The 25,960-nt window shown below is 66.5% G+C and carries 25 protein-coding genes; 17 read left to right on the top strand and 8 right to left on the bottom strand.

The genetic code is table 11. The annotated features are described in order from the left end of the window. Positions 1-25: 25 nt before the first annotated feature. Together mmsA and J2S97_RS19480 are read right to left on the bottom strand one after the other, a co-directional pair. Positions 26-1,585, bottom strand: a complete 1,560-nt coding sequence (gene mmsA / locus J2S97_RS19475; RefSeq protein WP_307051588.1) for a multiple monosaccharide ABC transporter ATP-binding protein — start codon at positions 1,583-1,585, stop codon at positions 26-28. A 130-nt stretch (positions 1,586-1,715) separates the two neighbouring features. Next, on the bottom strand, positions 1,716-2,906 hold the full coding sequence (locus tag J2S97_RS19480) for an ROK family transcriptional regulator (protein ID WP_307051589.1): 1,191 nt from the start codon (positions 2,904-2,906) through the stop codon (positions 1,716-1,718). Between the two features lie 214 nt (positions 2,907-3,120). On the opposite strand from J2S97_RS19480, the gene J2S97_RS19485 reads away from it, so the two are divergent. Continuing rightward, complete coding sequence (locus tag J2S97_RS19485) at positions 3,121-4,008, top strand: nitrilase-related carbon-nitrogen hydrolase (RefSeq protein ID WP_307051647.1); 888 nt, start codon at positions 3,121-3,123, stop codon at positions 4,006-4,008. On the opposite strand, the gene J2S97_RS19490 is transcribed toward J2S97_RS19485, so the two are convergent. Together J2S97_RS19490 and alr are read right to left on the bottom strand one after the other, a co-directional pair. Next, positions 3,897-5,630, bottom strand: coding sequence for a PucR family transcriptional regulator (locus J2S97_RS19490; RefSeq protein WP_307051648.1), 1,734 nt, complete (start codon positions 5,628-5,630; stop codon positions 3,897-3,899). The two genes, J2S97_RS19485 and J2S97_RS19490, sit on opposite strands and share 112 nt — an antisense overlap. Next, positions 5,620-6,828, bottom strand: coding sequence for an alanine racemase (gene alr / locus J2S97_RS19495; RefSeq protein WP_307051590.1), 1,209 nt, complete (start codon positions 6,826-6,828; stop codon positions 5,620-5,622). Before alr ends, J2S97_RS19490 begins: the two co-directional genes overlap by 11 nt. A gap of 101 nt (positions 6,829-6,929) precedes the next feature. Here alr and J2S97_RS19500 point away from each other — a divergent pair, with 101 nt between their 5' ends. Then, positions 6,930-8,465 (top strand): amino acid permease, encoded by a 1,536-nt coding sequence (locus tag J2S97_RS19500; protein WP_307051591.1) that lies wholly within the window; start codon positions 6,930-6,932, stop codon positions 8,463-8,465. Then, positions 8,462-10,192 (top strand): flavin monoamine oxidase family protein, encoded by a 1,731-nt coding sequence (locus J2S97_RS19505; RefSeq protein ID WP_307051592.1) that lies wholly within the window; start codon positions 8,462-8,464, stop codon positions 10,190-10,192. Before J2S97_RS19500 ends, J2S97_RS19505 begins: the two co-directional genes overlap by 4 nt. A gap of 6 nt (positions 10,193-10,198) precedes the next feature. Here the strand turns inward: J2S97_RS19505 and J2S97_RS19510 are convergent, their stop codons facing one another. Then, complete coding sequence (locus J2S97_RS19510) at positions 10,199-10,720, bottom strand: gamma carbonic anhydrase family protein (protein WP_307051593.1); 522 nt, start codon at positions 10,718-10,720, stop codon at positions 10,199-10,201. A 200-nt stretch (positions 10,721-10,920) separates the two neighbouring features. Between J2S97_RS19510 and J2S97_RS19515 the strand changes: the two genes are divergently transcribed. Further along, positions 10,921-11,412, top strand: coding sequence for a DUF2231 domain-containing protein (locus J2S97_RS19515; protein WP_307051594.1), 492 nt, complete (start codon positions 10,921-10,923; stop codon positions 11,410-11,412). 60 nt (positions 11,413-11,472) lie between these two features. Here J2S97_RS19515 and J2S97_RS19520 read toward each other — a convergent pair whose 3' ends face one another. Together J2S97_RS19520 and purU are read right to left on the bottom strand one after the other, a co-directional pair. Continuing rightward, positions 11,473-12,189 carry a class I SAM-dependent methyltransferase gene (locus tag J2S97_RS19520; protein ID WP_307051595.1) on the bottom strand — a complete coding sequence of 239 codons (717 nt, stop codon included), beginning with the start codon at positions 12,187-12,189 and terminating at the stop codon, positions 11,473-11,475. Positions 12,190-12,205: 16 nt separating this feature from the next. Then, on the bottom strand, positions 12,206-13,066 hold the full coding sequence (purU, locus tag J2S97_RS19525; protein ID WP_307051596.1) for a formyltetrahydrofolate deformylase: 861 nt from the start codon (positions 13,064-13,066) through the stop codon (positions 12,206-12,208). A 321-nt stretch (positions 13,067-13,387) separates the two neighbouring features. Between purU and glyA the strand changes: the two genes are divergently transcribed. The 13 genes from glyA (at position 13,388) to J2S97_RS19590 (ending at position 25,173) form a co-directional block, all read left to right on the top strand. After that, positions 13,388-14,701, top strand: coding sequence for a serine hydroxymethyltransferase (gene glyA, locus J2S97_RS19530; RefSeq protein WP_307051597.1), 1,314 nt, complete (start codon positions 13,388-13,390; stop codon positions 14,699-14,701). A gap of 8 nt (positions 14,702-14,709) precedes the next feature. Continuing rightward, positions 14,710-15,621 carry a bifunctional methylenetetrahydrofolate dehydrogenase/methenyltetrahydrofolate cyclohydrolase gene (locus tag J2S97_RS19535; protein WP_307051598.1) on the top strand — a complete coding sequence of 304 codons (912 nt, stop codon included), beginning with the start codon at positions 14,710-14,712 and terminating at the stop codon, positions 15,619-15,621. 99 nt (positions 15,622-15,720) lie between these two features. Continuing rightward, positions 15,721-16,890 carry a sensor histidine kinase gene (locus tag J2S97_RS19540; protein WP_307051599.1) on the top strand — a complete coding sequence of 390 codons (1,170 nt, stop codon included), beginning with the start codon at positions 15,721-15,723 and terminating at the stop codon, positions 16,888-16,890. After that, a complete protein-coding gene (locus tag J2S97_RS19545) occupies positions 16,887-17,558 on the top strand; it encodes a response regulator transcription factor (RefSeq protein ID WP_307051600.1) in 672 nt (223 codons plus the stop codon). The genes J2S97_RS19540 and J2S97_RS19545 overlap by 4 nt, the downstream gene beginning before the upstream one ends. 133 nt (positions 17,559-17,691) lie before the next feature. Further along, positions 17,692-18,006 (top strand): SHOCT domain-containing protein, encoded by a 315-nt coding sequence (locus J2S97_RS19550; protein WP_307051601.1) that lies wholly within the window; start codon positions 17,692-17,694, stop codon positions 18,004-18,006. Positions 18,007-18,194: 188 nt separating this feature from the next. Beyond that, positions 18,195-19,118 carry an ABC transporter ATP-binding protein gene (locus tag J2S97_RS19555; protein WP_307051649.1) on the top strand — a complete coding sequence of 308 codons (924 nt, stop codon included), beginning with the start codon at positions 18,195-18,197 and terminating at the stop codon, positions 19,116-19,118. Continuing rightward, on the top strand, positions 19,111-19,995 hold the full coding sequence (locus J2S97_RS19560; protein ID WP_373460599.1) for an ABC transporter permease: 885 nt from the start codon (positions 19,111-19,113) through the stop codon (positions 19,993-19,995). The genes J2S97_RS19555 and J2S97_RS19560 overlap by 8 nt, the downstream gene beginning before the upstream one ends. Next, positions 19,992-20,855, top strand: coding sequence for an ABC transporter permease (locus J2S97_RS19565; protein WP_307051602.1), 864 nt, complete (start codon positions 19,992-19,994; stop codon positions 20,853-20,855). The genes J2S97_RS19560 and J2S97_RS19565 overlap by 4 nt, the downstream gene beginning before the upstream one ends. Positions 20,856-20,913: 58 nt before the next feature. Then, complete coding sequence (locus J2S97_RS19570) at positions 20,914-21,477, top strand: hypothetical protein (RefSeq protein WP_307051603.1); 564 nt, start codon at positions 20,914-20,916, stop codon at positions 21,475-21,477. A gap of 10 nt (positions 21,478-21,487) precedes the next feature. After that, entirely contained in the window at positions 21,488-22,321 is an 834-nt protein-coding gene (locus J2S97_RS19575) for an exodeoxyribonuclease III (RefSeq protein WP_307051604.1), read from the top strand. A gap of 21 nt (positions 22,322-22,342) precedes the next feature. Next, the gene (gene trpS, locus J2S97_RS19580) at positions 22,343-23,386 is read left to right on the top strand and encodes a tryptophan--tRNA ligase (protein WP_307051605.1); all 1,044 of its coding nucleotides are present in this window, start codon (positions 22,343-22,345) and stop codon (positions 23,384-23,386) included. 142 nt (positions 23,387-23,528) lie between these two features. Next, complete coding sequence (locus tag J2S97_RS19585) at positions 23,529-24,074, top strand: 2'-5' RNA ligase family protein (protein ID WP_307051651.1); 546 nt, start codon at positions 23,529-23,531, stop codon at positions 24,072-24,074. Further along, positions 24,022-25,173 carry a YihY/virulence factor BrkB family protein gene (locus tag J2S97_RS19590; protein ID WP_307051606.1) on the top strand — a complete coding sequence of 384 codons (1,152 nt, stop codon included), beginning with the start codon at positions 24,022-24,024 and terminating at the stop codon, positions 25,171-25,173. The genes J2S97_RS19585 and J2S97_RS19590 overlap by 53 nt, the downstream gene beginning before the upstream one ends. Here the strand turns inward: J2S97_RS19590 and J2S97_RS19595 are convergent. Continuing rightward, complete coding sequence (locus J2S97_RS19595) at positions 25,130-25,900, bottom strand: alpha/beta hydrolase family protein (RefSeq protein WP_307051607.1); 771 nt, start codon at positions 25,898-25,900, stop codon at positions 25,130-25,132. The genes J2S97_RS19590 and J2S97_RS19595 overlap by 44 nt on opposite strands. Positions 25,901-25,960: the final 60 nt, after the last annotated feature.

Here is a 25,960-nt window from a genome sequence, read left to right on the forward strand (position 1 = left end):
GAAGGTTCTGGAGGTATCCACAGGGTCAGGCCGCGGTCTTGCGGGCGGATGTCATGAGCTTCATCAGGCTTTCCTGGCTGGCATCGTCCTTGTCCAGGACACCTGTGATGGCGCCTTCGAAGATGGTGTAGATGCGGTCGGAGAGGCCCAGCAGCTCGGGCAGCTCGGAGGAAATCACGATCACTCCCTTGCCCTGGTTGGCCAGCTGCTGGATGATGCCGTAGATCTCGTACTTGGCGCCGACGTCGATGCCGCGGGTGGGTTCGTCAAGAATCAGCAGGTCCGGGTCGGTGAACATCCATTTCGCGAGCACCACTTTCTGCTGGTTGCCGCCCGAGAGCTTGGCTACGCCTTCTTCCACCGAGGGCGTCTTGGTCCGCAGCGATTTCCGGTACTGCTCCGCAACGGTGAACTCCTTGTTGGGGTCCACCACGTTGTGCTTGCTGATCTTCTTGAGGTTGGCCGCAACCGTGGTGGTCTTGATGTCGTCCAGCAGGTTCAGTCCCAGGGACTTGCGGTCCTCCGTGACGTAGCCCAGTCCGCTGTCGATCGCCTGGCGGACGGTGCGGAGCGTGATCTCCTTGCCGTCCTTGTAGATCTGGCCCGAGATGAACCGCCCGTACGAGCGGCCGAACACGGAGCGTGCCAGCTCGGTGCGGCCGGCGCCCATCAGCCCGGCGAAACCGACGATCTCGCCGCGGCGGACGAAGAAGTTGGAGTTCTTGCAGACCATCCGGTCCTGGATCTGCGGGTGGCCCACGTTCCAGTCCTTGACCTCGAAGAAAACCTCGCCGATCTTTGGTTCGTGGTCCGGGAACCGTGATTCCAGGGTCCGGCCCACCATGCCTTTGATGATGCGGTCCTCGTCGACGCCGTCGGCCTTCACATCGAGGGTCTCGATGGACTTGCCGTCCCGGATGATGGTGATGGAGTCGGCGATCTGTTCGATCTCGTTGAGCTTGTGGGAAATGATGATGGACGTGATCCCGCGGCCCTTGAGCCCGAGCATGAGGTCCAGCAGGTGCTGGGAATCGGATTCGTTGAGGGCTGCTGTGGGCTCGTCCAGAATCAGCAGCTTCACCGACTTGCTCAATGCCTTGGCGATTTCTACGAGCTGCTGCTTGCCGACGCCGATTTCCTTGATGGCGGTGTCGGGATCTTCGCGAAGTCCGACCCTGGCCAGCAGCTCAGTGGAACGCGTCCGGGCCTCGGCCCAGTCGATCACGCCTCGCTTGGTGGGTTCGTTGCCCAGGAAGATGTTCTCCATGATGGACAGCTCGGGGATAAGCGCGAGCTCCTGGTGGATGATCACGATGCCGGCATGCTCGCTGGCACGGATGTCCTTGAACTGCTGGACCTCGTTTTGGTAGACGATGTCGCCGTCGTAGCTGCCGTACGGATATACGCCGGACAGGACTTTCATGAGGGTGGACTTGCCGGCGCCGTTCTCACCACAGATTGCGTGGATCTCGCCGGCCTTCACCCGCAGGCTTACCTCGGACAAAGCTTTAACGCCGGGGAATTCCTTGGTGATGGACCGCATCTCGAGAAGGATCGGATCACTTTGCGTGGTCTGGGACGTCATATGCCCTTACGCCTCCAATGCATGACTTCGTTGTCCGCCCCGCAAACCGCAGGGCCGTCTGATGAAAAAGTAAACTGGATCACAGCCCTTGTCGTCAAGTCTTTAACGCAACAGCCAGATAACGAAAAGGTCAGGAGCGGCGAATTCCCGCATGCTGGAAGACGAGTGCGGCCGCCCCGAGCGCCTCCGCCCGGTCACCCAGCGAGGACATGGTCAGCTTGGTGGTCTCACCGATCACGGGCACCGCATGGCGGACCAGCCCCCGTCGGATGGGGTCCAGGAGCAGGTCTCCCAGCCCGGCCAGCGGACCGCCCACCACAATGACTTCAGGGTTGATGAGGTTGGCTACGTTGCCCAGGGCCCGGCCCACGGCCAGGCCTGCGTCGTCCACTACCCGCAGGGTGGCGGAGTCCCGCTCCAGCGCCTTGCGGACGATGTCCTCGGCGCTGAGCGGCTTCTCCTCGCCGCGGCCCAGGAGCTCGATCATGGTGGTTGTGGAGGCAATGGTTTCAAGGCATCCCCTGTTTCCGCAGCGGCAGATGAGGCCGTGCTCATGGATGGTGGCGTGGCCGATTTCGCCGGTGATGCCCACGTTGCCGTAGTACGGGGCGCCGTTCAGGATCAGGCCCGCGCCGATGCCCGAGCCGATCTTCATGAACATCAGGTTACTGATGCCACTGTGGGGTCCCCAGGTGACTTCGGAGAGCGCGCCCAGATTGGCGTCGTTGTCAACAAAGACGGGGAAATTCAGCGTGTCCTCGAGGTGCTGGAGGATGTTGATTCCCACCCACTCGGGGAGGATCGCACCTTGCGCGACGGTGCCCGTGCGGCGGTCGATGGGACCCGGAATTCCGACGCCGGCACCCACGACGGCGCTGCGTTCCACGCCGCTTTCGTCCAGCAGCTTGGCCAGCAGGTCGACGGCGGCGCGGATGCCTTCGTCGGAGTGGTGGCCGAGGGGCAGCAGCACCGACTCTTCGGCGATGATGTGGTAGCTCAGCGTGGCCAGCACCACCCGGAGGTGGCGGCGGCCGAAGTCGATTCCCACGGCGACGGCGCCGTTGCTGTTGAGCCGGACGTTCAGTGCGCGCCGGCCGGAGCTGGTGATGGGTTCGGTGGACGCCAGTCCGGCGTCCTGCATGATCTTGACGATGTTGGAGACCGTGGCCGTGGACAGGCCGGTCTGCCGTGCGAGTTCAGCCTGGGTTGACGGACCGTTCAGAAGGCACTCGATGATCCGTTGCTGGTTCAGGTGCCTCAATGCGGACTGTGAACCAGGATTCTTGGTTCGGCTCCTCGTTGAGCGCGGTGTTGAGGGCATGCAAAGAAGCGTGCACCATCTGCACCGTTGTAGTCAAGAAGTTAACGCAAGGGGTAATCACGATGCCGGATCTGCGCCTGCGGACGTTACGCACCCAGGTTGGGGATTCCGGGTGGAAATGCACCTGGGGCGCCACCGGCACTGGTGGCTACGCTGGTAAATACAGAGAGTCCGCGGGTTCACGCGGGCATCCCGGAGACTTCTAGAGGTGGTAATGGTGCTGCTGGCGCTGATGCAGGCGAACTCCGCCGTGCTCGATGTGGAAGCCAACTGCGGCGCAGTGGACGATGCCGCCCGGAGGGCCGCAGCAGCCGGGGCCCAGGTGCTGCTCACCCCGGAACTGTTCCCCGTGGGTTATGCGCCACTTAGGATCAAGGCGGAACTGGACCCCGCCGGGCTGCCGTCCATCCGCCGGACTCTGTCTGACATCGCCCGGCGGAACGGCATCGCCCTGGTGTACAGCCTGCCGGCCGTGACCGCAGATGGCCGGTGGCAGATCACCTCAACCCTGGTGGACCACGAAGGTGCAGAGCTGCTGACCTATGCCAAGGTGCACCTGTTCGGTGCGGAGGAACGCAAGGCGTTCAGCCCTGCAGCCGAGCCTCCCGCCGTCGTGGACTTCCATGGGATCAGGACGTCCATGGTGATCTGCTACGACGTCGAATTCCCGGAGGCCGTGCGTGCTGCCGCAGTCCGTGGCGCCGAGCTGCTCCTGGTTCCCACGGCTTTGTCGCAGGGGTTCGATTCCGTTCCGCAGGTCCTGCTGCGCGCACGGGCCCTGGAGAGCCAGCTGACCGTGGCCTACGCCAATCATTCGGGCACCGAGGACGGCTGCGAATTCCTGGGCGGCAGCGTCATCGCCGGTCCCGACGGCTCGCTGCTGGCCGGGGCCGGGACGGCGCCGGAACTGCTGTTCGCCGAGGTCTCCGCAGCGGCGGCCCGCGAAGCCCGGGAGGAAGTGCCGTACCTCCGGGAGCGCCGGCCGGACCTCTACGGGGACTGGGAAGCGCGCGGGTCAGGGGCGGGGCGCGGCTCTGCGGAGGGACGCGGGTCAGGGGCGGCAGGGGACACAGCCCCAGCCGGAGATTCGTCCACGTACTGAAGGGCGAACCAGAGCTCCGCGCGCACCTGGGCCTGATTGAGGTCGGTGTCCAGCAGCTCGGCCAGGGCGTTGATCTGCCGGCGGACACTGTTGCGGTGGAGGCCCAGGGCTTTGGCCGTGGCGTCCCAGCTCCCGTTCTCGCCCAGCCATGTCCGGAGCACCGCCAGCTGGGCGGACCGCCGCTCGGGATCTTCCTGGCTGAGCACCGGCTCCAGGAGCCGGGCCGCCAGCATGGTCCCGGCCTCGCGGCCGAGCAGCCCGGCGACGGACCACGTCACCTCGTCCACCCGCGCGCTCGTCCCGGTGCTCTGCACCCGCGCGCGCAGCGAAGTGACCCGCTGGTAGGCGGACGCCAGCCCCTGGAACTCCGTGGCATCCCCGATCACCAGCCGCCAGCCCAGCTTCTCCGTCTCGGCGAGCAGCGCGTCGTCCACCTTGAGGCGTGTGATGGCAGCGAAGCCGTAGTCAGTGACCTCCACCAGTTTGGTGTCGAACATCCGGCGCCACTGCAGCAGCTCCCGGACGGGGCTATCGCCAGCCGGCCAGTCAGCGTCCGCCTTGACTCCCTGGACTACCCGCAGCGGTGCCGAGCGTGTGGACGAAATGCTTTGCGCCAGGAGGTCCTTGAGCCCGTTGACATGCCTCGTCCCGCCGGACGCAACGCTGTCAGGATGCAGCAGCAGCGCCGTCGCCAGCTGGCTCGGCGCGAGTGAACCGCTGGTCCGCTGCCGCACCAGCAGTTCCAGGAGTCCGACGACGGAGGACACCACGCTGTTCTGCGCCGGCGTAAGGGGACTGCCGGACCCCAGGATCAGCGCGCCGAGGTTGGCGTCCCGTGTGCTGCGGAGCGGGTGGCCGAACACCAGCGCGGAACCGGGCTCGTCGAGGGAATCCATCTCCACCCGGGGGCCGCTGCCGGCCAGCAGCCGTTTGAGGATCGGCTGCAGGGCGGAAAGTTCGACGGCGGCGGGCGGGTTCCGTGATGCGCCGGTGCGTCCTGTTCCGCTGCTTCCGACCGCGCCCGCGCCCGCGCCCGCGGCGGCGCGGGCGCGGACCCGGCCGTCAGCACCTACGAGCAGTGCCCAGACCGGAACCCGCTGCACCAGCGCCGCAAGGAGCTCGTGTTCCGGCCTGGCCGACAGGACTGCACGCATCAGCTGCCGGTTGGTGTCCGCCAGTTGCCTGAAAACCCGGGCGTTGTCCGACTCCAGCAGCTGGGAGAATTCCAGCCCGATCGCGGCAAACGGAACAGTCCTGGGCACTTCCACCAGCGTCAGGTTGTGATGCCGGCACGCGTCAATCACAGCATTAGGCACGGCATCGAAGTACGGTTCCAGCCCGAACCCCAACGCGCCCACGCCGGCGCCGACCAGCCGCTTGACGTAGGAGTCCACCTTCGCGCCCGTGCCGCCGTCGCCGAGGAACGGCAGCCCGGCGGTGAGGATGAACTCGCCGTCTAGCAGGTACGGCGTCGGGTCCTCCAGTTCGCTCGGTTCCACCCAGCGGAGCAGCCCGGCGCCGTTGCCGCCGTCGTGGAGTATCTTCAGCTCCGGCGGCAACTTCCGCAGGAACTGCTCCAGCGTGACGAAACCGAGTCGCTCGGCCGCTGCCTCAGGAGCCAACGGGATCACCGGCCTCCTGGTAGTCGGGGCACTCGTACGCACGCGGCAGGCGCGGGGCGATCCGGTTGATGATCTCATCGCCATGGCTGCCGATCGCCGCGCCCCAGTCATCGGCGCTCGCCGCCCCGGTCTGCGGATCGCCAAATAGCACAGCTGTGTCACCAACGGCCACGCCATTGGAATCCGGGCCCAGGTCCACCATGAACTGGTCCATGCAGACCTTGCCGATCACCGGGACCCGGCGGCCGCCAAGAAGGATCAGGCTGCGGCCCGAAATGCCCTTGGGTATGCCGTCCGCATAGCCCAGAGGGATCAGCCCCAGGTACCGCGGCTCGTGCGTGATGGCCTGGTGCTCGTAGCTCACCCCGGTTCCCGCGGGCACCTTCTTCACCAGCACGACGGGGGCTGTGACGGTCAGCGCAGGGCGGAGGCCGAAGTCGGCCGGAGCCAGGTGGTCGGCCGGGGCCAGCCCGTAGAATGCCAGGCCGGCCCGCACCATGTCGAAGGCGAATTCAGGCCGGTCAAGGATGTTGGCGGAGCTCGAGACATGCCGGAGGGCCGGTTCCAGCCCGGCTGCCCTGGCCTGGCGGACGGCTTCTTCGAAGGCGTCCACTGCTGCCAGGTTGGCGGGGTGCGCGGGAACATCGGCCCACGCCAGGTGCGTCCAAACGCCCCTTACCGAGAGCGTGCCGTCACGCTCCGCAGAGCGGGCTGCGGCCACGAGTTCGGTCCAGTCCTCCGCCCGCGCCCCGCCGCGGCTCAGGCCCGTATCCAGCTCAAGATGGACGACGGCGGGACGCCCCAGCCGGCGCGCGATGCCGGCCACGACGTCGAGCTGGGCAACGCTGCCCAGCGACACATCGACGTCGTACTCCAGTGCCTCGCGGATCGTCTCGCTGGAAGCGGCCGCGAGGTAAAGCCACGACAGGACCGGTGCGGTGATGCCCGCCCGGCGAAGGGCGATCGCCTCGTGAAGCTGTGCGGTTCCCAGCCAGTCCGCGCCGGCATCCAGCGCTGTCCTGGCGACCTCAACAAGCCCGTGGCCGTAGGCGTTGCCCTTCACCACGGCCATGAAATGCGGTGCCGCTGAGCGCTCCCGGAGCGTGCGGACGTTGTCCGAAATGGCCGAGAGGTCAACGCTGACCTGCCCGGTGAGCGCCGCGTTCTGCGGGCTTTCGATGTGTGCATTAAGTCTCATGCCAGAACACTATAGGTCATTTTGCACAACCGTGAGAGGTGGCTCACAAAACTAAGCTGGAGCGGGGGAAACCGACTACTACTCACGAACGGACGTCAATGATGACTGTGCCTACACTCACCGGCCGGCAGCCGGAAGCTGCCCGCCGTCCGGGCCTGGCCGCGCAATTGCTGCGCCGCAAGCCGATCGGCCAGATGGTCAGCGAGGCCGAAAACGGCCACGGCGGCACCAAGCTGGTCCGCAGCTTCGGAGTCCTGCAGCTGACCATGATCAGCGTCGGCGCCACCCTGGGGACAGGCATCCTGGTCATCCTGGGCGAATCCGTGCCCCTCGCAGGTCCGGCCATCTGGATTTCGTTCGCCATCGCCGGCCTGGCCGCCCTGCTCTCCGCCGTCTCCTACGCCGAAATGGCCGGACTCGTCCCCGTGGCGGGCTCCAGCTACTCCTACACCTACGCCACCATGGGCGAGGGCATGGCCTGGATCTGCGGCTGGTGCCTCGTCCTGGAGTACGCCGTATCGGTCGCCGCCGTGGCCGTGGGGGCAGGCCAGTACGTGAACGAGACCCTTGCGGTCTTCGGGCAAGTCCTGCCGGACTCCATCTCACAGCCGCCCGGTGACGGCGGCATCATGAACATCCCGGCCATGGTCATCGTGGTCCTGGCCACGATCCTGCTGGTCCGCGGCGCCCGGGAAAGCGCCTGGATCAACACTGCGATCGTTGTGGTCAAGGTCGGCATCCTCCTCTTCTTCTGCGCCGTGGCCTTCACCGCCTTCAACGCAGGCAACTTCGAGCCGCTCCTGCCCATGGGTGCAGCCGGTGTCTCGGCCGCCGCCTCCACGGTGTTCTTTTCCTACATCGGTTTCGACGCCGCCTCCACCGCCGGTGAGGAAGCCCGCAACCCCAAGCGGGACCTGCCGCGCGCCATCATGCTGTCGATGCTGATCGTCACCACGATCTACGTCCTCGTGGCAGTCGCCGCAATCGGCGCCCGCCCGTGGGGCTGGTTCGACGGCACCGAAGCCGCCCTCGTCAAGATCCTTGAAGAGACCACCGGGCAACCGTGGGTCGCCTTGGTCTTCGCCGTCGGCGCCGTACTGGCCATTGCCAGCATCGTCCTTACCGTCCTCTACGGCCAGACCCGCATCCTGCTCTCCATGTCCCGCGACGGCCTGATCCCCAGGATCTTCGGCCGCGTCTCTTCCCGCACCGGCACACCCGTTGCCGGCACACTGATCGTCGGCGTCGCCGTCGCCGTCACCGCCGGGCTCGTGCCGCTCGGGGCCCTGGCGGACGCCACCAGCATCGGCACCCTGTTCGCCTTTGCCCTGGTCAACGTTGCCGTCATCTACCTGCGGCGCAACCGGCCCGAGCTCAAGCGCACCTTCAGGGTGCCGCTGTTCCCGCTGACCCCGATCCTCGGCGCTCTTATGTGTGCGTTCCTCATGGCCAACCTCGGCGCCGACACCTGGGTGGTCTTCGGCATCTGGATGCTGGTGGGACTCGCGGCCTACTTCGGCTACGGCCGGCGCCACTCCAGGGTGGCGGCGCTCAGCCACGGGGAATACCGTGAACTCAGCGGGCGGGAAACTTCAACACCGTCCACCACCGAACCGACGAAGGCAGACCTTTCATGACCATCGCCACCGAACTGCCGGCAAACAATCCCGCGGCCGCACCCGGCCCCGAAGCCGCCTCGACACAGCGCCCGGCAGCCGACGCCCCCATCACCATGCTGAACCCGGACTTCCCGTTCAGTTACGACCACTACCTCGCGCACCCGGACGGCCTCGGCTCCGTCCCGCCCGAGCTGTACGGGACCGAAGTGGCCGTGGTCGGGGCGGGACTCTCCGGCCTGGTTACGGCTTACGAACTGATGAAGCTGGGCCTTCGCCCGGTCATCTACGAGGCGGACCGGATCGGCGGCCGGCTGCGCACCGCCAGCTTCCCGTCGGCACCGGGCGTGGTGGCGGACCTCGGCGGCATGCGGTTCCCGGTGTCCGGCAAGGCGTTCTACCACTACGTGGACCTGCTGGGCTTGCAGACCCAGGAATTCCCCAACCCGCTGGCGCCCTCCACCTCCAGCACCGTGATTGAACTGGCCGGGCAGAAGCACTACGCCAGCACCCCGGCGGACCTGCCGCCGTTCTTCCGCGAAGTGGCGGATGCCTGGAAGGCGGCCGTGAACGACGGTGCCAGGTTCAGCGAGATGCAGGACGCCATCCGGGCGCGGGACACTGCCAGGATCAAGGAGATCTGGAACGAACTCCTGCCCCTCATGGACGAACAGACGTTCTACGGCTTCATCGCCGCCAGCGAGTCCTTCAGGGAGGCGGGCTTCGCGCACCGCGAGGCGTTCGGTCAGGTGGGCTTCGGGACGGGCGGCTGGGACACGGACTTCCCCAACTCCATCCTCGAAATCCTGCGCGTCGTTTATACCGACGCCGACGACCAGCACCGCCTGATTGCCGGGGGAGCGCAGCGGCTCCCCGAGGCACTGTGGCAGCACGCGCCGTCGGGCATGGCCCACTGGCCGGAAGGGACGTCACTGGCGTCGCTGCACTCAGGTTCCCCGCGCGGCGCCGTCGACCGGATCGGCCGGGACGCCAACGGAGACCTGCGCCTCCGCGAACGCTGGGGCCGGGAGGCGTCCTATCCTGCGGTGGTCACCACGTGCCAGTCCTGGCTGCTGTCCACCCGGATCCACACCGAGGAGGCCCTGTTCCCGGCGGAGCTGTGGACGGCGATCGAACGGTCGCACTACATGCAGTCCTCCAAGACCTTCGTGATGGTGGACCGCCCGTTCTGGAAGGATACCGACCCGGCCACCGGACGCGACGTCCTGTCCATGACCCTGACGGACCGGTTGAACCGCGCCACCTACCTGCTGGATGACGGGCCGGACAAGCCTGCCGTCATCCTGCTCTCCTACACCTGGAACGACGACGCCCTGAAGTGGTTGGCGCTCGACGCCGACCAGCGGGTGGAGCTTATGCTGCACTCGCTCGAGCAGATCTACCCGGGCGTGGACATTGCCAGCCACATCATTGGCCAGCCCATCACGGTCTCGTGGGAGGCGGACCCCAACTTCATGGGCGCCTTCAAGGCGAACCTGCCCGGGCACTACCGCTACCAGCAGCGGCTGTTCACACATTTCAAGCAGGACAAGCTGCCGGAGGGCCAGCGCGGGATCTTCCTGGCCGGCGACGACGTTTCCTTCACCGCCGGCTGGGCTGAAGGCGCCGTGACCACGGGCCTCAACGCGGTGTGGGGCGTGGTGAACCACCTCGGCGGTCACTCCGCTGCCGCCAATCCGGGTCCGGGCGAGCTGCTCGACGCGCTGGGGCCGATCAGCCTCGATTGAGCGCTGCTAGCCGGCGTGCAGTTCCCGGTGCGCCTGGGCGAGTTCGCGGTAGCGCGCGGCGTTGCGCTGCACGCCGTCGTACTCTTCGTCGGTGAGCTCGCGCCGGACTTTCGCCGGGACACCGGCCACCAGTGAACGCGGCGGAATGACAGTTCCTTCGAGGACGACGGCGCCGGCCGCCACGAGCGAGCCGGCGCCGATCACTGCGCCGTTGAGGATGGTGGCGCTCATGCCGATGAGGCAGTCGTCCTCCACAGTGCAGCCGTGCACGACGGCGCTGTGCCCAACGCTCACCCGGGCACCCACGGTGCAGGGGAATCCGGGGTCGGCGTGCAGCACCACGTTGTCCTGCAGGTTGCTGCCGGCACCCACGGTGATAGCCGCGGTGTCGGCACGGACGGAGACGCCGTAGAACGCGCTGGAGTCCTCGGCCAGGGTGGCGTTGCCGATCACGGACGCGCTGGGGGCAACGAAGACTGACGGGTGGACGTCCGGGCTGGTGCCGGCAAAAGGATATAAAGGAGCCATGAGCCCAGCCTAGGACACTGTTCCCGTTAGCCTTTGGAAGCAGGCTCCGCAAGCGGACTTTGTGCCTAGTGACGCCGCTGACGTGACTCACTAGCATTGGGCCCATGAAACTACGGGGTTTTGGCCCTCACGGGCTTCAGCTGCAAGGACTTCACCTGCGGAAGGACGGAGGGGGCGGGCCCGGCCGGTTCCGCCGGTTGATGCGGCGGATTGAGCAGCTCGAGGCCCTTGACCCGGCCGTCTCGGTGGCTGAGCCGCGGGCCGGCCGCCTGGTCGAAAACCCGCGGATGCGCAGCTTCCTGCACGGCGATGCAACCGGAATACCCCTGCACGGCGTCCTGACCGATGTGCCCTTCGGAGCCTGGTTCATGGCCATGTACCTCGACCTGTTCGCGGATCCCGGGACCCAGCGGGCAGCCACCCGGCTGGTGGGCCTTGGCGTCCTGGCCGCGGCGCCTACCGCGCTCACCGGATGGGCCGAGTGGGCTTTGGCCGGCCGGGCAACGAAGCGGGTTGGCATCGTCCATGCCGGGCTGAACGGCGTGGCCGTGCTGATCTTCCTCGGATCCTGGACCGCTCGGCGCCGGGGCAGGCACAGGCTCGGCATCCGGCTGGCACGGGTCGGTGCACTCCTGTTGATCGCGGGGGGATTCCTGGGCGGCTACATGGGCAGGGCCCGTCGGGGTACCTAGGACCTCCCGGCTTCCCCAACTGACTCGCACTTAACGTCGTCATTCACCGATTTCGCGACGTTAAGTGCGAGTCAGTTGGGAGGGGACCTCTTTGGGACGGGACCTCGGAGTGCGGAGGACCAGGAACTGGTAATGCTGCGTCCAGTGCCCCGCGCCGGGGCCTGATTCGGCGCCCGCGCCCTCCGGCCAGGTGACAAATTCCTCGATGTCGCCGTGCCGGCCGAAAATCCGCCGCAGGGCCATATCGCTCCGGCGGCTAAAAAAGCGCGGCGGCTCTATCTCGTCTTCGGGGTTGAGCACCTCTTCGTCGTCCCCGGACCAGAGTCCGACGGCGATCGGCGCCTCTGGCGCGGCCACGCGCACGAGCTCGCGGACGACGTCGTCGATGTCCCGGTTGGGGATATGCAGCAGGGTGCTCATGCTCCATATTGCCGGGAAGGCGCCGTCGGCGAAGGGCAGGTTCCGGGCGCTGGCAACCGAGACGTTCAGTCCCTTGGAGGTTGCTATCCGCACATGCTCTTCGGACAGGTCAACGCCGGTGTAGTGGATCCCGGCCTGGACGAACTTCAGCCCGTCGAGCCCCGGGCCCGAGCCGATTTCCAGCACGCCGTGCCGGCCTTCGGCCTTCAGCCGGGCGATGAACAGTTCCCGCTGCTCCACACGCTGAGGAGTCAGCTGATGCTCCGGATGGAGGACCGCCCTCCGGTTGTAGAACGTGGCCAGCCGGTCCTCGCCGCTGTGTTCCCGGGCGAAGTGTTCGTCAGCGGTGTGGTCCATGGCCGGCGTTACATCGCTAGTTGAAGACCACTGTGCGGTTGCCGTCCAGCAGGACCCTGTGCTCGGCGTGCCACTGGACAGCCTGCGCCAGGGTGCGGCCCTCCACATCGCGGCCCATCTGCACGAACTGTTCGGCGGTGCGGCGGTGGTCCACCCGGATGACTTCCTGCTCGATGATGGGGCCCTCGTCCAGGGCGGCCGTGACGTAGTGCGCCGTGGCGCCGATCAGCTTCACGCCGCGGGCGTGGGCCTGGTGGTAGGGCTTCGCGCCCTTGAAGGACGGCAGGAAGGAGTGGTGGATGTTAATGGCCTTGCCGGTGAGCTCCGTGCACAGGTCATTGGACAGGATCTGCATATAGCGGGCCAGGACAGTCAGCTCGACGCCTTCTTCCGCAATGATCTTGCGCAGCTCGTCCTCGGCCTGGACCTTGGTGTCTGCGGTGACGGGAATGTAGTGGAACGGAATGCCGTAAAACTCCGCCAGCCCGGCCAGGTCCTGGTGGTTGGACACAATGGCGGGGATCTCGATGGGCAGCGTGCCGGAGCGCTGCAGGAACAGCAGATCGTTGAGGCAGTGGGCGGACTTGCTCGCCATGAGCAGCGTGCGGACCTTGCGTCCCTCGGGGTTCAGGCTCCACTGCATGCCGAACGCAGCCGCCACCGGTTCCAGCGCCGCGTACACGTCAGCCTGCGAACCGGCAGTGGTCGCCTCCACCCGCATGAAGAACGTGCCGGTGGACTGGCTGCCGTACTGCTGCGAATCCGTAATATTGCAGCCGGCCACGAGCAGTGCTCCTGCAACGGCATGCACGATCCCGGGACGGTCCGGGCAGGAGAGGGTCAGTACGTAGGCGGAGGTCAGCTGGTCTTCAGTCACGAAGAACAGCCTACCCGCGGTGGAGGCTCTGTTTTCGACGGGAGCTGGACGGGAATTCGACGGGATTCGGAAAGGCTTTGATAGTCTTAACCGGTCGCAACTGGCGTTGGATGGCTAACCATCAGGGAGCGGCACCTACGAAGACCACGGATCGTACGCCTGGGCCGAGGGTCATGTTTTGCCGGTAGGCAGCTTAGGCGCTGCCGACCCGTGACGCCGTGCTGCCCGTGACCTGCGGGCTTGTCCGTAACCAAGGGGCAGCGCAACGTTCCAGCCGGTAGCCTGACCTTAGCAGTGCCCATCCCTAGCCAGGAGCTTTTCGTGACTACTTCACCGACTTCCGTCAGCACTTCCTCCACCGTCAGTAACCTGCCGCTGGCTGAGCTCGATCCCGAGATCGCCGCAGTACTGGACCAGGAGCTTGGCCGCCAGCGCGGCACCCTGGAAATGATCGCCTCCGAAAACTTCGCCCCGCGCGCCGTCATGGAAGCCCAGGGCTCCGTCCTGACCAACAAGTACGCCGAGGGCTACCCGGGCCGCCGCTACTACGGCGGCTGCGAATACGTGGACATCGCCGAGCAGCTGGCGATCGACCGCGTCAAGGACCTGTTCGGCGCCGAGTACGCCAACGTCCAGCCGCACTCCGGTGCGCAGGCGAACGCGGCAGCCCTGTCTGCCATGATCACCCCTGGCGACAAGATCCTCGGCCTCTCCCTGGCCCACGGCGGGCACCTGACGCACGGGATGAAGCTCAACTTCTCCGGCAAGCTCTACAACGTGGCTGCCTACCAGGTGGAGCAGGACAACTTCCGCGTCGACATGGACAAGCTCCGCGAGCAGGCCATCGCCGAAAAGCCCCAGGTGATCATCGCCGGCTGGTCCGCCTACCCGCGCCACCTGGACTTCGCCGCCTTCCGCTCCATCGCCGACGAAGTCGGTGCGCTGCTCTGGACCGACATGGCCCACTTCGCCGGCCTCGTGGCTGCAGGCCTGCACCCGAGCCCGGTGCCGCACTCCGACGTCGTCACCTCCACCGTGCACAAGACCCTCGCCGGCCCCCGCTCCGGTGTGATCCTGGCCAAGCAGGAGTGGGCCAAGAAGCTCAACTCCAACGTGTTCCCGGGCCAGCAGGGCGGACCGCTCATGCACGTCATCGCCGCCAAGGCCGTTGCCTTCAAGATCGCAGGCACCGAGGAATTCAAGGAGCGCCAGGAGCGCGTCCTCGAAGGCGCCAAGATCATCGCCGACCGCCTGAACCAGGCCGACGTTGCAGAAGCCGGCGTCTCCGTGCTCACCGGCGGCACGGACGTACACCTGGTCCTGGTGGACCTGCGCAATTCCCAGCTGGACGGCCAGCAGGCCGAGGACCTCCTGCACTCCGTGGGCATCACCGTGAACCGCAACGCCGTTCCGTTCGACCCCCGCCCGCCGATGGTCACCTCCGGCCTGCGCATCGGTACCCCGGCCCTGGCCACCCGCGGCTTCGGCGCCGAGGAATTCACCGAGGTTGCCGAGATCATCGCCACCGCCCTGGTAAAAGGCACGGCCGGCAGCGTCGATATTGAAGCCCTGCAGGCCCGCGTGGACAAGCTCGCCGCCGACTTCCCGCTCTACCCGCAGCACGAGCAGTGGTGAACCCGTCCATGGCGCAGACCGCGAAGATCCTTGACGGCAAGGCAGCCGCCGCCGCCATCAAGTCCGAGCTGACTGAGCGTGTCGCGGCGCTGAAGGCCCACGGCATCACTCCTGGCATTGCCACTGTGCTCGTGGGCGCGGACCCTGCCTCGCAGCTGTACGTGTCCATGAAGCACAAGCAGTCTGTGGAGATCGGGATGAACTCGATCCAGCGTGAGCTTCCGGCGGATGCCACCCAGGCCCAGGTTGAGGCCCTCATTGACGACCTCAACGCTGACCCCGCCTGCCACGGGTACATCGTGCAGCTGCCGCTGCCCAAGCATTTGGACACCGACGCCATCCTCGAGCGGATCGACCCCGCCAAGGATGCCGACGGCCTGCACCCGACCAACCTTGGCCGGCTGGTGCTTAACGTTAACGGTGAGATCACGTCGCCGCTGCCGTGCACGCCCCGCGGCGTCATCGAGCTCCTGGAGCGCAACGGCTTCAGCCTCGCCGGCAAGCACGTCGTGGTGGTCGGCCGCGGCGTCACGATCGGCCGCTCGATCGGCCTGCTGCTCACCCGGCGGGCCGTGAACGCCACGGTCACACTGACGCACACCGGCACCAAGAACCTCTCGGAGCTGCTGCGGCAGGCGGACGTCATTGTGGGCGCGGCGGGTGCCAAGCACATCGTCAAGGCGGCGGACGTGAAGCCGGGCGCGGCCGTGCTTGACGTCGGTGTCACCCGTGAAACCGACCCTGAGACGGGCAAGAGCAGGGTTCATGGCGACATCGATCCCGCCGCTGCCGAGGTAGCGGGCTGGATTTCACCGAATCCGGGCGGTGTCGGTCCCATGACCGTGGCTCTGCTTATGACCAACGTGGTCGAAGCCGCGGAACGCAAATTGGCTGCGGACAGCACTTCGGGCATCGCATAGCCAACTGAAATGCAGCAGGGGCGCCTACTCCCGTGGGAGTAGGCGCCCTACTGCGTTAAGCCGACGACGCCGCGCGGCCGGCGCGGCTAGGCTCGCAGTATGCCGCGCCGATTCCAAGGTCCAACCACTGCCGTAGTGGTGATCACAGTGGCTGTGGTCCAGGTGATGGGCACGTTCTTCGCCGCCGCGCGCCAGCCGGACCTGCGGCCGCTGGACGCCCTGGCCTTCGTGCTGCTGCTCGCCGGTCCGGCGGCGTTGTCCCTCCGGCGGCGGGCCCCGGCCGTCATGCTCCCGGCGGTTGCCGCGGCAACACTCGTGTACCTGGTCTCCGGTTATCCCTGGGGCCCCGTGCTGCTCTCCCTGGCGCTGGCCATCGTCTTCTCGGCCGCCGCCGGCAGGCGGTGGCAGGCTTGGACTGTGGCTGGCGCCGGCGCCGGCGCACTGGTGGCGCACTTTGCGGTCAGCGGCGACGAAGGTGCCTTGATCCGGGCCGTGGCTGGCACATCGTGGCTGGTGATCCTGGTGCTGCTGGGGGAGGGCGCCCGGCTGCGCCATGAACGCGTGGCCGAAAGGCGCCGCCAGCAGGAGACAAGGGAACAGGCCGCCCGCGACGAATACCGCCTTGCCCTGGCCAGGGACATCCATGACGTTGTGGCGCACTCGTTGTCCATGATCCACGTCCGCGCCTCAGTGGCACTCCATCTGGGGGACCGCGATCCCGATCAGTTCCGCCCTGCCCTGGAAGCCATCAAAACGGCGAGCAAGGAATCCCTGGACGAGGTCCGCCAGCTATTGGGCGTGCTCCGGGATGATGCACCGCTCCGTCCGGCTTCGGGGCCGGGGCTGCGCAAGCTCCCCGAACTCGCGGAGAACGCGCGCCGTGCCGGACTGGACGTGAAGCTGCAGGTGCTCCCGGAGCATGGAACGGCCAGGCCAGTCGCCGGAGTCGTGGAGGAAGCGGCCTACCGGATCGTGCAGGAGGCGCTCACCAACGTGGTGCGGCACGCCCGTGCCGGCAGGGCCGCCGTCGTGCTTGACGTACCGGAAGACGGGCCCGACGCCGGGCAGCTCACCGTCACGGTCGACGACGACGGCCGCGGCGCGGCCGGGGTGCCGGAGGGCAACGGCCTGACCGGGATGCGGGAACGCGCGGCGGCGCTGGGCGGCACGGTACGGTTCGTGCCGCTGCATCCGGGCTGGCGGGTCCAGGCGGTCCTGCCGCTTGGCGACACCCCGATTACGGGCGGCCAGAGGGAGGGGCAGCGATGATCCGCATCCTGATCGCCGATGACCAGACGCTCATCCGCGCCGGATTCCGTGCGCTCCTGGACGCCGAACCGGACATGGAAGTCGTGGCCGAATGCGGAACCGGTGACGACGCCGTGCGGCTGGCGGCACGGGAAAGGCCCGACGTCGTACTTATGGACATCCGCATGCCGCAGGGCGACGGACTGGACGCGACCCGCCGGATCCTGGCCGATCCCGCCCTTCCCGGAACGCGGGTCATCATCCTCACCACCTTCGAGCTGGACGAGTACATTGCCGAGGCCGTGCGGGCGGGCGCTGCCGGATTCCTCGTCAAGGACACCGAACCGGAGGAACTGCTCCGCGCAGTGCGTGTGGTGCACGACGGCGACGCCCTCCTGTCGCCCTCAGTGACCCGCAGGATCATGGCCCAGCTGGCCCTGCAGCCCCGCGCGGCCGGCAAGCCGGCCGACGCCGTGCTGGACCGGATCACCGACCGGGAACGCGAGGTGCTCCAGCTGGTGGGGGAGGGGCTGAACAACGCGGAGATCGCCGTCAGGCTCTTCATTACACCGCTGACCGCCAAAACCCATGTCTCGCGGATCATGGCGAAGCTGCAGGTCCGGGACCGCGCGCAACTGGTGGTGCTGGCCTATGAATCGGGCCTGGTCCGGCCCGGCTGGAGCAGTTGACGCGGCTCTGCTGCCTCCCGGGGGAGTACGGCCCCAGCCGCAAGTGCCTCCCGTCGCGGGACGACCGCGGGGAGTGCCGAAACCAGACTTGAAGCAGAGCCGAGATGCGGCTCGTTGAGAGTTTGGAGCTGACATGTTGACAGCAATTGGCACCGTCATGGGCACCGCGGCCGTGCAGGCGGCCGCCGGGCACGTTCCGGCTGGCGTGGCCGCCCACGCCCCGTGGTACGACGGCGGCTTCTCGCCCTGGTTCCTGCTGTTTCCGCTGTTCTGGATCCTGGTCATCGGCCTGATCACTTTCGTCGCCCGCCGGACGTGGCGGACCAACCACCGCTGGGCGGCCCGGCAGGGCGGCGAAGGGGTGCTCCGCGAACGATATGCCCGCGGGGAAATTGACGAAACGGAGTACCGCCAGCGTCTGGAGGTCCTCCGCGCCGAGGAAAAGTAGGTCCTCCTCCGGCGCCCTCCGCGGCAGGGCGCCGGAGCCGGGCAGGTCCAACAAAATCGAATGGATTTTTTGAGATTCAACTCTTTCTTTGTTCGAACGTGAGTACTAACGTTGTGTGGGTGCCTGAACTTGTGTCCAACGAAGAACTGTCAAGCAAACAATCCCGCACCCACACCCAGGGCGACCAGATGCAGTACGTCATCAGCGCCGAAAACCTCACCAAAACCTATGGCGACGTCACCGCCGTCGACGGCATTTCCTTTAACGTTCCGGCCGGCGAGGCCTTCGGCCTGCTTGGCCCCAACGGGGCTGGCAAGTCCACCACCATGAAGATGATCGGCGGTGTCTCGCAGCGCACCTCGGGAAGCCTGTCCATCATGGGGCTGGACCCCGAAAGCCACGGCCCGGAAGTCCGCGCCCACCTGGGCGTTGTGCCGCAGCAGGACAACCTCGATGAAGAGCTCAAGGTCCGCGACAACCTGCTGGTCTATGGCCGGTACTTCGGGCTCCCCATGAGCTACCTGCGTCCCAAAGCCGATGAGCTGCTGGAATTCGCCCAGCTGACGGACAAGGCCAAGTCCAAGGTGGACGCACTGTCCGGCGGCATGAAGCGGCGGCTCACCATTGCGCGCTCACTCATCAACGAACCCCGGATCCTGCTCCTGGACGAGCCCACCACGGGCCTGGACCCGCAGGCCCGGCACATTCTCTGGGACAGGCTGTTCCGGCTCAAGGAACAGGGCGTCACGCTCATCCTGACCACGCACTACATGGACGAGGCCGAACAGCTGTGTGACCGTTTGATCGTCGTGGACAAGGGCCGGATCATGGCCGAGGGCTCGCCGGCCAGCCTGATCCGTGAATACTCCACCCGCGAAGTCCTGGAGCTGCGCTTCGGCTCGGAACGCAACGCCACGATCGGTGCCGAGCTCGAGGGCATCGGCGAGCGGCTGGAGACACTCCCGGACCGGGTGCTGATCTACGCCCACGACGGCGAAGCCGCCCTGGAGCAGGTCTCCGCCCGCGGACTGCGCCCGCTCACCTCACTCGTCCGCCGGTCATCCCTGGAGGACGTCTTCCTCCGCCTCACCGGCAGGAGCCTCGTTGACTGAGCAGTCCGCGCCTTCCGTTCAGGGTGCCGGCGGCCGCGGTCCCGCCGCGCCCGCCCTGCTTCGTGCCCACTCGCCGGCCGTGTCCGCGGCCCGTGCCCGCCGCTGGGGCTCGTTCTACTATGCCGAGCAGGTCCTCCGCGTTATGAAGGGCTACGGCTGGACCATCGTGATGTACGGCGTGGGCCAGCCGGTGGCGTACCTGTTCGCCATGGGGGTGGGCCTGGCCACCCTGGTGGACACGAACAGCGGGGCCGCGTTCGGCGGCGTCAGCTACCTCGCGTTCATCGCCCCTGCACTGCTCATCTCCGCTGCCGTCATGACGGCAGCCAACGAATTCACGTTCCCGGTCATGGACGGGTTCAAATGGCGGCGCGTGTACTACGGGCCGCATGCTTCACCGCTCACCCCGGAACAGATCGCCTCCGGCCACATCATGGCGGTGTCCCTGCGGTTCCTGCTGCAGTCCGCCATCTACTTCGTGGTGGTGGCGCTCTTCGGCGCGTCGCCGAGCGGCTGGGGCTGGGTGTCTGTCCTGGTGGCCACACTGGCCGGGCTCTCCTTCGGCCTGCCGCTGATGGCCTACGCCGCGTCCATCAAGGAGGACAAGGGCCAGTTCGCCATGGTGATGAGGTTCATCGTGACTCCCTTGTTCCTGTTCTCGGGAACGTTCTTCCCGCTCGATTCGCTGCCGCTTGTGGTGCGGTGGATCGGCTGGATTTCGCCGATCTGGCACGGCACGGAGCTGGGCCGGGTCTTCAGCTACGGCTATGAGGAAGCGCCCCTGCTGACCATCGCCCACGTCGTGTTCCTGGTTGGTCTCGCCGTTGCCGGCTGGATGCTCACCAAGCGCCAATTCGTCAGGAGGCTGGGCCAATGAGCACTCTGGCGGAAAGCCACAACCCAGGGAGTCACAACCCGGGAGGCCACAGCGTCACCGAAGCGGCGCGGAACCGCCGCTTCGGGCCCATGTACTCACGGAACGTCAAGGCAGTCATCGCCCGCGGGCTCATGGCCACCAAGAGCAGCAACTGGATGGTGATGCTTTCCGGCTTCTTCGAGCCCGTGCTCTACCTCATCTCCATGGGCGTGGGACTGGGCGCCATCGTGGGCGCCGTGCAGGGTCCCGGCGGCCAGGAAATCAGCTACGCCGCGTACATTGCGCCGGCGCTGCTGGCCGTGTCCGCGATGAACGGCGCCGTGTACGACTCCACCTGGAACGTCTTCTTCAAGATGAACTTCGCCAAGCTGTACCAGGGCATGCTCTACACGTCCCTGGGGCCGTTGGACGTGGCCATGGGGGAGATCTTCCTGGCGCTGCTGCGGGGCCTGCTGTACGCCACCGGGTTCACCGCCGTCATGGGAGTCATGGGGCTGATCACCACGCCCTGGGCCATCCTCATGATTCCGGCGTCCGTGCTGATCGCCTTTGGTTTCGCCAGCTTCGGGATGGGGATCACCAGCTTCATGAAGACCTTCCAGCAGATGGACTGGATCAACTTCGTGATGCTCCCGATGTTCCTCTTCAGCGCCACGTTCTACCCGCTCAGCGTGTACCCGCAGTACATCCAGTGGCTCATCCAGGCCATGCCCCTGTGGCATGGGGTGGAGCTGCTCCGGCAGATCAGCGTAGGGATTTTCAGCCCCGCCACCGCCATCCATGTGGGGTACTACCTCGTGATGATCGTGCTGGGGGTCATGCTCACCGCCGGGCGCCTGCGCAAGCTGTTCCTGAAGTAGCGTTCGCCCGGGGTGGAAGCGGCCATTTCCACCTTCGCGCGTTTGAGACAATGGAGGCATGCGAACTCTGGGTAACCCTAACTCTGCGTCCAACCCGGCCAAGGGCGGGTTCTCCATGCTCCGGATCAGCGGCCCGGGAATGATGGTGTTCGTCATCGCCTTCGTCGTTGCCGTCATCTTCGCCGCCAACCAGAACGACGTCGTGGGCTGGGTTGTGGCCATCATCGCCGGATTCTGGCTCGCGCTGGCCGCGTTCGTCGTCTTCAGCATCCAGAAGGCGGCCAAGAAGGCGACCGCCAAGATTAACGAGGCGCAGAACGCCTTCAACGCGGCGACCGGCCGCGCGCCGTCGTCGGGCAGTGCCGATCACGGCGGCACGCGCCTGGTGCAGTCACGCAGTGAGGCGGACGAAGTCCGGGACCTTAAGCTGGACCACTCCTTCAAGATCGTCCAGGTCCAGGTGCGCGTCGTCGACCAGGAGCGGGCCAAGGGCGACGCAGCGGACCAGGACACCATCCGCCGCGCGCTGGAAACCATCGAAATCACGGCCACCAACGCCAGGGACATGATCAAGTCCTCCGGCGGTGCTGACGAGCCCGTCAGCGGAACCATCATCGACTAGAGTGGAGCGGGTGAGCTCGGCATTGAAGAAGGACCACCTTCGCATCGCATCAGTCAACGTCAACGGCCTCCGTGCTGCCTACAAGAACGGCATGGCGGAGTGGCTTGAACCCCGCGAGGTTGACATCCTCTGCCTCCAGGAGGTCAGGGCGCCCGACGCGATCGTCCGGCAGCTCCTGGGCGAGGGCTGGTTCATCCTCCATGAGGAAGCCGAAGCCAAGGGCCGTGCGGGCGTGGCTATTGCCTCCCGTACCGATCCGCTGGCCACCCGTTCACACATCGGCGACGACTACTTTGCCACCGCAGGCCGCTGGGTCGAGGCGGACTTCCGGGTGAGGGACGCCGCCGGTGAAGCCGCCACACTGACAGTGGTGAGCGCCTACGTCCACTCCGGCGAAGCAGGAACGCCCAAACAGGACGACAAGTTCCGTTTCCTCGACCTCATGGTCAACCGCCTCCCCGAGCTCGCAAAGCACAGCGACCATGCCCTCGTAGTGGGCGACCTGAACGTGGGCCACACGGAACTGGACATCAGGAACTGGAAGGGCAACGTCAAGCGTGCCGGCTTCCTTCCGGAGGAGCGTGCCTACTTTGACCGCTTCTTCGGCGAAGAAATCGGATGGAGGGATGTTCACAGGGGCCTGGCGGGAAACGTCGACGGCCCCTACACCTGGTGGTCCCAGCGCGGAAAAGCCTTTGACAATGACACAGGCTGGCGCATCGACTACCACATGGCTACCCCCGCACTGGCTGCCGCGGCAATCTCGGCAGTAGTGGACCGGGCACCGTCATGGGACACCCGCTTCTCCGACCACGCACCGCTGGTAGTGGACTACCAGCTCTGAGCCCCGAAGGTTTTTCTCACAATGACTAGCTCGACTTCCCCCGTGACCAAGAAACGCATCCTCTCCGGTGCCAAGCCCACAGCGGACTCGCTGCACCTGGGCAACTACATTGGCGCGGTCCGCAACTGGGTCGACATGCAGGCCGAATACGACGCCGTGTTCTTCATCCCCGACCTCCACGCAATCACAGTGGATTTCGAACCCGCCGAGCTGGCCAAACGCACCCGGGTGGTTGCCGCGCAGTACATTGCCGCGGGCATCGACCCTGACAAGAGCATCTTCTTTGTGCAGTCCCATGTGCCCGAGCACGCCCAGCTGGCCTGGGCACTGAACTGCATCACGGGCTTCGGCGAAGCATCCCGCATGACGCAGTTCAAGGACAAGACGCAGAAGTCGGGTACGGACGCCGCAACCCTCGGCCTGTTCGCCTACCCCACCCTGATGGCCGCGGACATCCTCCTGTACCAGACCGACCTTGTTCCGGTCGGCGAGGACCAGCGGCAGCACCTGGAGCTGACCCGGAACCTGGCCCAGCGCTTCAATACCCGCTTTGGCCACACCTTCACGGTTCCTGAGGCCACTATCCTCAAGGCCACCGCCAAGATCTACGACCTCCAGAGCCCGACTGCCAAGATGTCGAAGACCGGCGGGTCGCCCCACGGTTCCATCCAGCTCCTGGAGGACCCCAAGCTCGCCGCCAAACGCATCAAGTCCGCAGTGACTGACACCGGAACGGAGATCCGGTTCGACGCCGAAGCCAAGCCGGGGGTTTCCAACCTGCTTACCATCTACTCGACGCTCACCGGGAAGTCCGTGGCCGAGCTCGAGGCGGAATACCAGGGCAAGATGTACGGCCACCTCAAGAAGGACCTCGCCGACGTCATGGTGGACTTCATCACGCCCCTCCGGGACCGCACGAACGAACTGATGGCTGACCCGGCGGAGCTGGACAGGCTCCTGGCCCAGGGTGCCGAACGTGCCCGGGAAATCGCCTCCGTGACCCTCGGCCAGGTCTATGAGCGCATGGGCTTCCTGCCGTCCCTCAGCCTCGCAGGAGTCCGCTAGCCCCATGTCATCCGTCAGCAAGGTCACTGCAAACGAAAACTCCCCTGCGTACCGCGAAGAGGGACAATTCGTTGACGCCGATGATGACGCTGCCGTGGTCCGTGGCACTGCGCCGGGTGACCGCCAGGCCCGGACCGACGGCATGAGTGTCGGCGTCATCCTCGGTTTCCCGCCGGACATCGCCGAGGAACTGCAGCGCTGGCGGGCTTCCTTCGGCGACCCCATGGCCGGTGTGATCCCCGCGCACATCACGCTGGTCACCACCACACCCACGAAGGACTGGGAAGCCACCCGGAGCCATGTGCGCGAGGTGGCGCGCAGGCAGGAGCCGTTCACGGTCACCATCGCCGGGACGGGCTCGTTCCGGCCGGTTTCCCCGGTGGTCTTCCTGAACGTCGAGGACGGCTTCGGTGACTGCGTCAACCTGCACGAACAGCTGCAGACCGGGCCGTTGGAACGGGAACTGCCGTTTGCGTACCACCCGCATGTGACGATTGCCCATGACGTGGCGCCGGAGAGCCTGGATGAGGCCGAAACGGTGCTCAAGCATTACCGGGCCACGTTCCCCGTGGTTAGCATGGGGCTGTACGAGCATGACATCAACGGCATTTGGCAGCTACGGGAAGAGCTCGACTTTGGCATCGAAACTGACCACGCCCGAGGCAGGTCCGGCGCAGAACGGCGCTGAGCCTCCGCTTCCCACGGAGCGCGCCCGGCTGCAGCTGGAAGTGAGCCGGAAGAAGGTCGAGTGGAGCAAGGCCCGCAGGTCTGGCAGCGGGGCAGCCGCCGGGCTTCCGGCCATGTTCCAGTGGATGCTTGCCCGGCTGAACGCCTTTCGTCCTATGCGGGCGTTCCAGCACTACAACCTGCAGCACGGTCCGCTCATGGCCGCCGGTATCGGCTTCAACATGTTCTTTTCCATCACCGGTCTGCTGGCAACCGGGTTTTCCGTCGCTGGCCTGCTGCTTAGCAGTCAGCCTGCTCTGCTGGACCGGATCGTCAGCAGCGTCGCGGTTAGCGCGCCGGGGCTTGTGAAAGTCGACGGCGGCGACGGCCTGGTGGACCCGCAGGAACTGCTGAATCCGGCCGGCCTTGGCTGGACCGCCGTGATCGCGGCCGTGGTCACCATTGTGACCTCCTTGGGCTGGATTGCCGGCGTCCGGGAAGGCCTGCGGGGAGTCATGCGGCTGGGTCCGCGGAAGTTGAACCCGGTGGTCCAAAAACTGCGCGACGCCGGCATCCTCCTGCTGCTCGGCGTGGCGCTCGTGCTGAGCGCGGGTGCGTCGCTGATATTCGGCACTGCAGCCGGTTGGGTCACTGAGCAGCTGCAGCTCGACCCGGTCATGGCCTGGCCGCTGACCACCTCCATCAAGATCGGTGTCCCGCTGGCCTTGGGCTGGGTCACGGCCGTGATCATGTTCCGTCTTGCGGCGGGGCTGAAGCTGACCCGCCGGGCGCTGCTGGAGGGGACCATCCTCTCCGCGGCAGGCACCACCGTGCTGCAGATCTTCAGCACGGAGCTCCTTGCCAACGCCGGCCGCAACCCCATCCTGGCGCCCTTTGCCATCATCATCGGGCTGCTCATCTGGTTCAACCTGGTCAGCCAGGTCTACCTGGTCTCGGCTGCATGGTCCGCTGTCCGCGAAGAAGACCTCAAGAATGCCCCAGCGCCGAAGTCGGCCGGCTGGGGTTCACGTCAGGTGCAGCCGGGAAAGACGCCCGTGGAGCGGGAGCGCCAGGCAGCTACCGTCCGGCGTCGAGGTACTGATCGGCCCACGCGGAAATAATCAGCGCCGCGCGGGCGGCCTGGCCTTTCCCGGTGAGCAGGTGGTCGCTGCCTTCCAGCGAGACGAAGCTGCGCGGGTGCCGGGCCGTCTGGAAAATGGTGCTCGCATTCTCGATCCCCACCGTGTTGTCGGTGGGGGAGTGCAGCACCATCAGAGGCTTGTGCAGGCGTTTGATGCAGTCGGTCAGGTCGGCGTTTTCGAGGTCCTCAACGAAGTGCCGGCGGATCTCCACGCGCTTGCCGCCAAGGTCCACCTCGGCGCTGCCCTCGCTCAGGATCCGGTCCAGGGCCGCGTCAAACACGTGGGCCACATGCTTGGGCGAAAAAGGGGCACCCACGGTGGCAACGGCGTCGAGTTCGGGGATCTCCCGCGCCGCCGCCAGGACGGCGGCGCCGCCGAACGAGTGCCCCACGAGCAGCGACACGGACCGGCCCCCGGCGCGCATGAACTCCGCCGCCCGGACAGTGTCCGCCACCTTGTGGCTGAACGAGCCCTCAGACCACAGCCCGGCTGACTCTCCCAGGCCCAGGTTGTCGAAGCGGAGCATGCCCACCCCGTTGTCCGCAAGCGCCTTGCACATCCGTGACGCGGACGGGTGGTCCTTGCCCAAGGTGAATCCGTGCGAGAACACTCCCCAGCCTTTCACCGGCCCGTCGGGACGGTCCAGGATGCCGGAGAGCAGTTCTCCGGTGGAACCTTCGAACGAGACTTTTTCGGAGCGGGACATTGCGTCCCCTTTCGCTTGGTGCCGGGCATGTGCTGTCAAACAACGACGGCGCCCCACACC

Origin of the sequence: Arthrobacter oryzae, assembly GCF_030812315.1 — a bacterium.
Taxonomy (GTDB): Bacteria; Actinomycetota; Actinomycetes; order Actinomycetales; family Micrococcaceae; genus Arthrobacter; species Arthrobacter oryzae_B.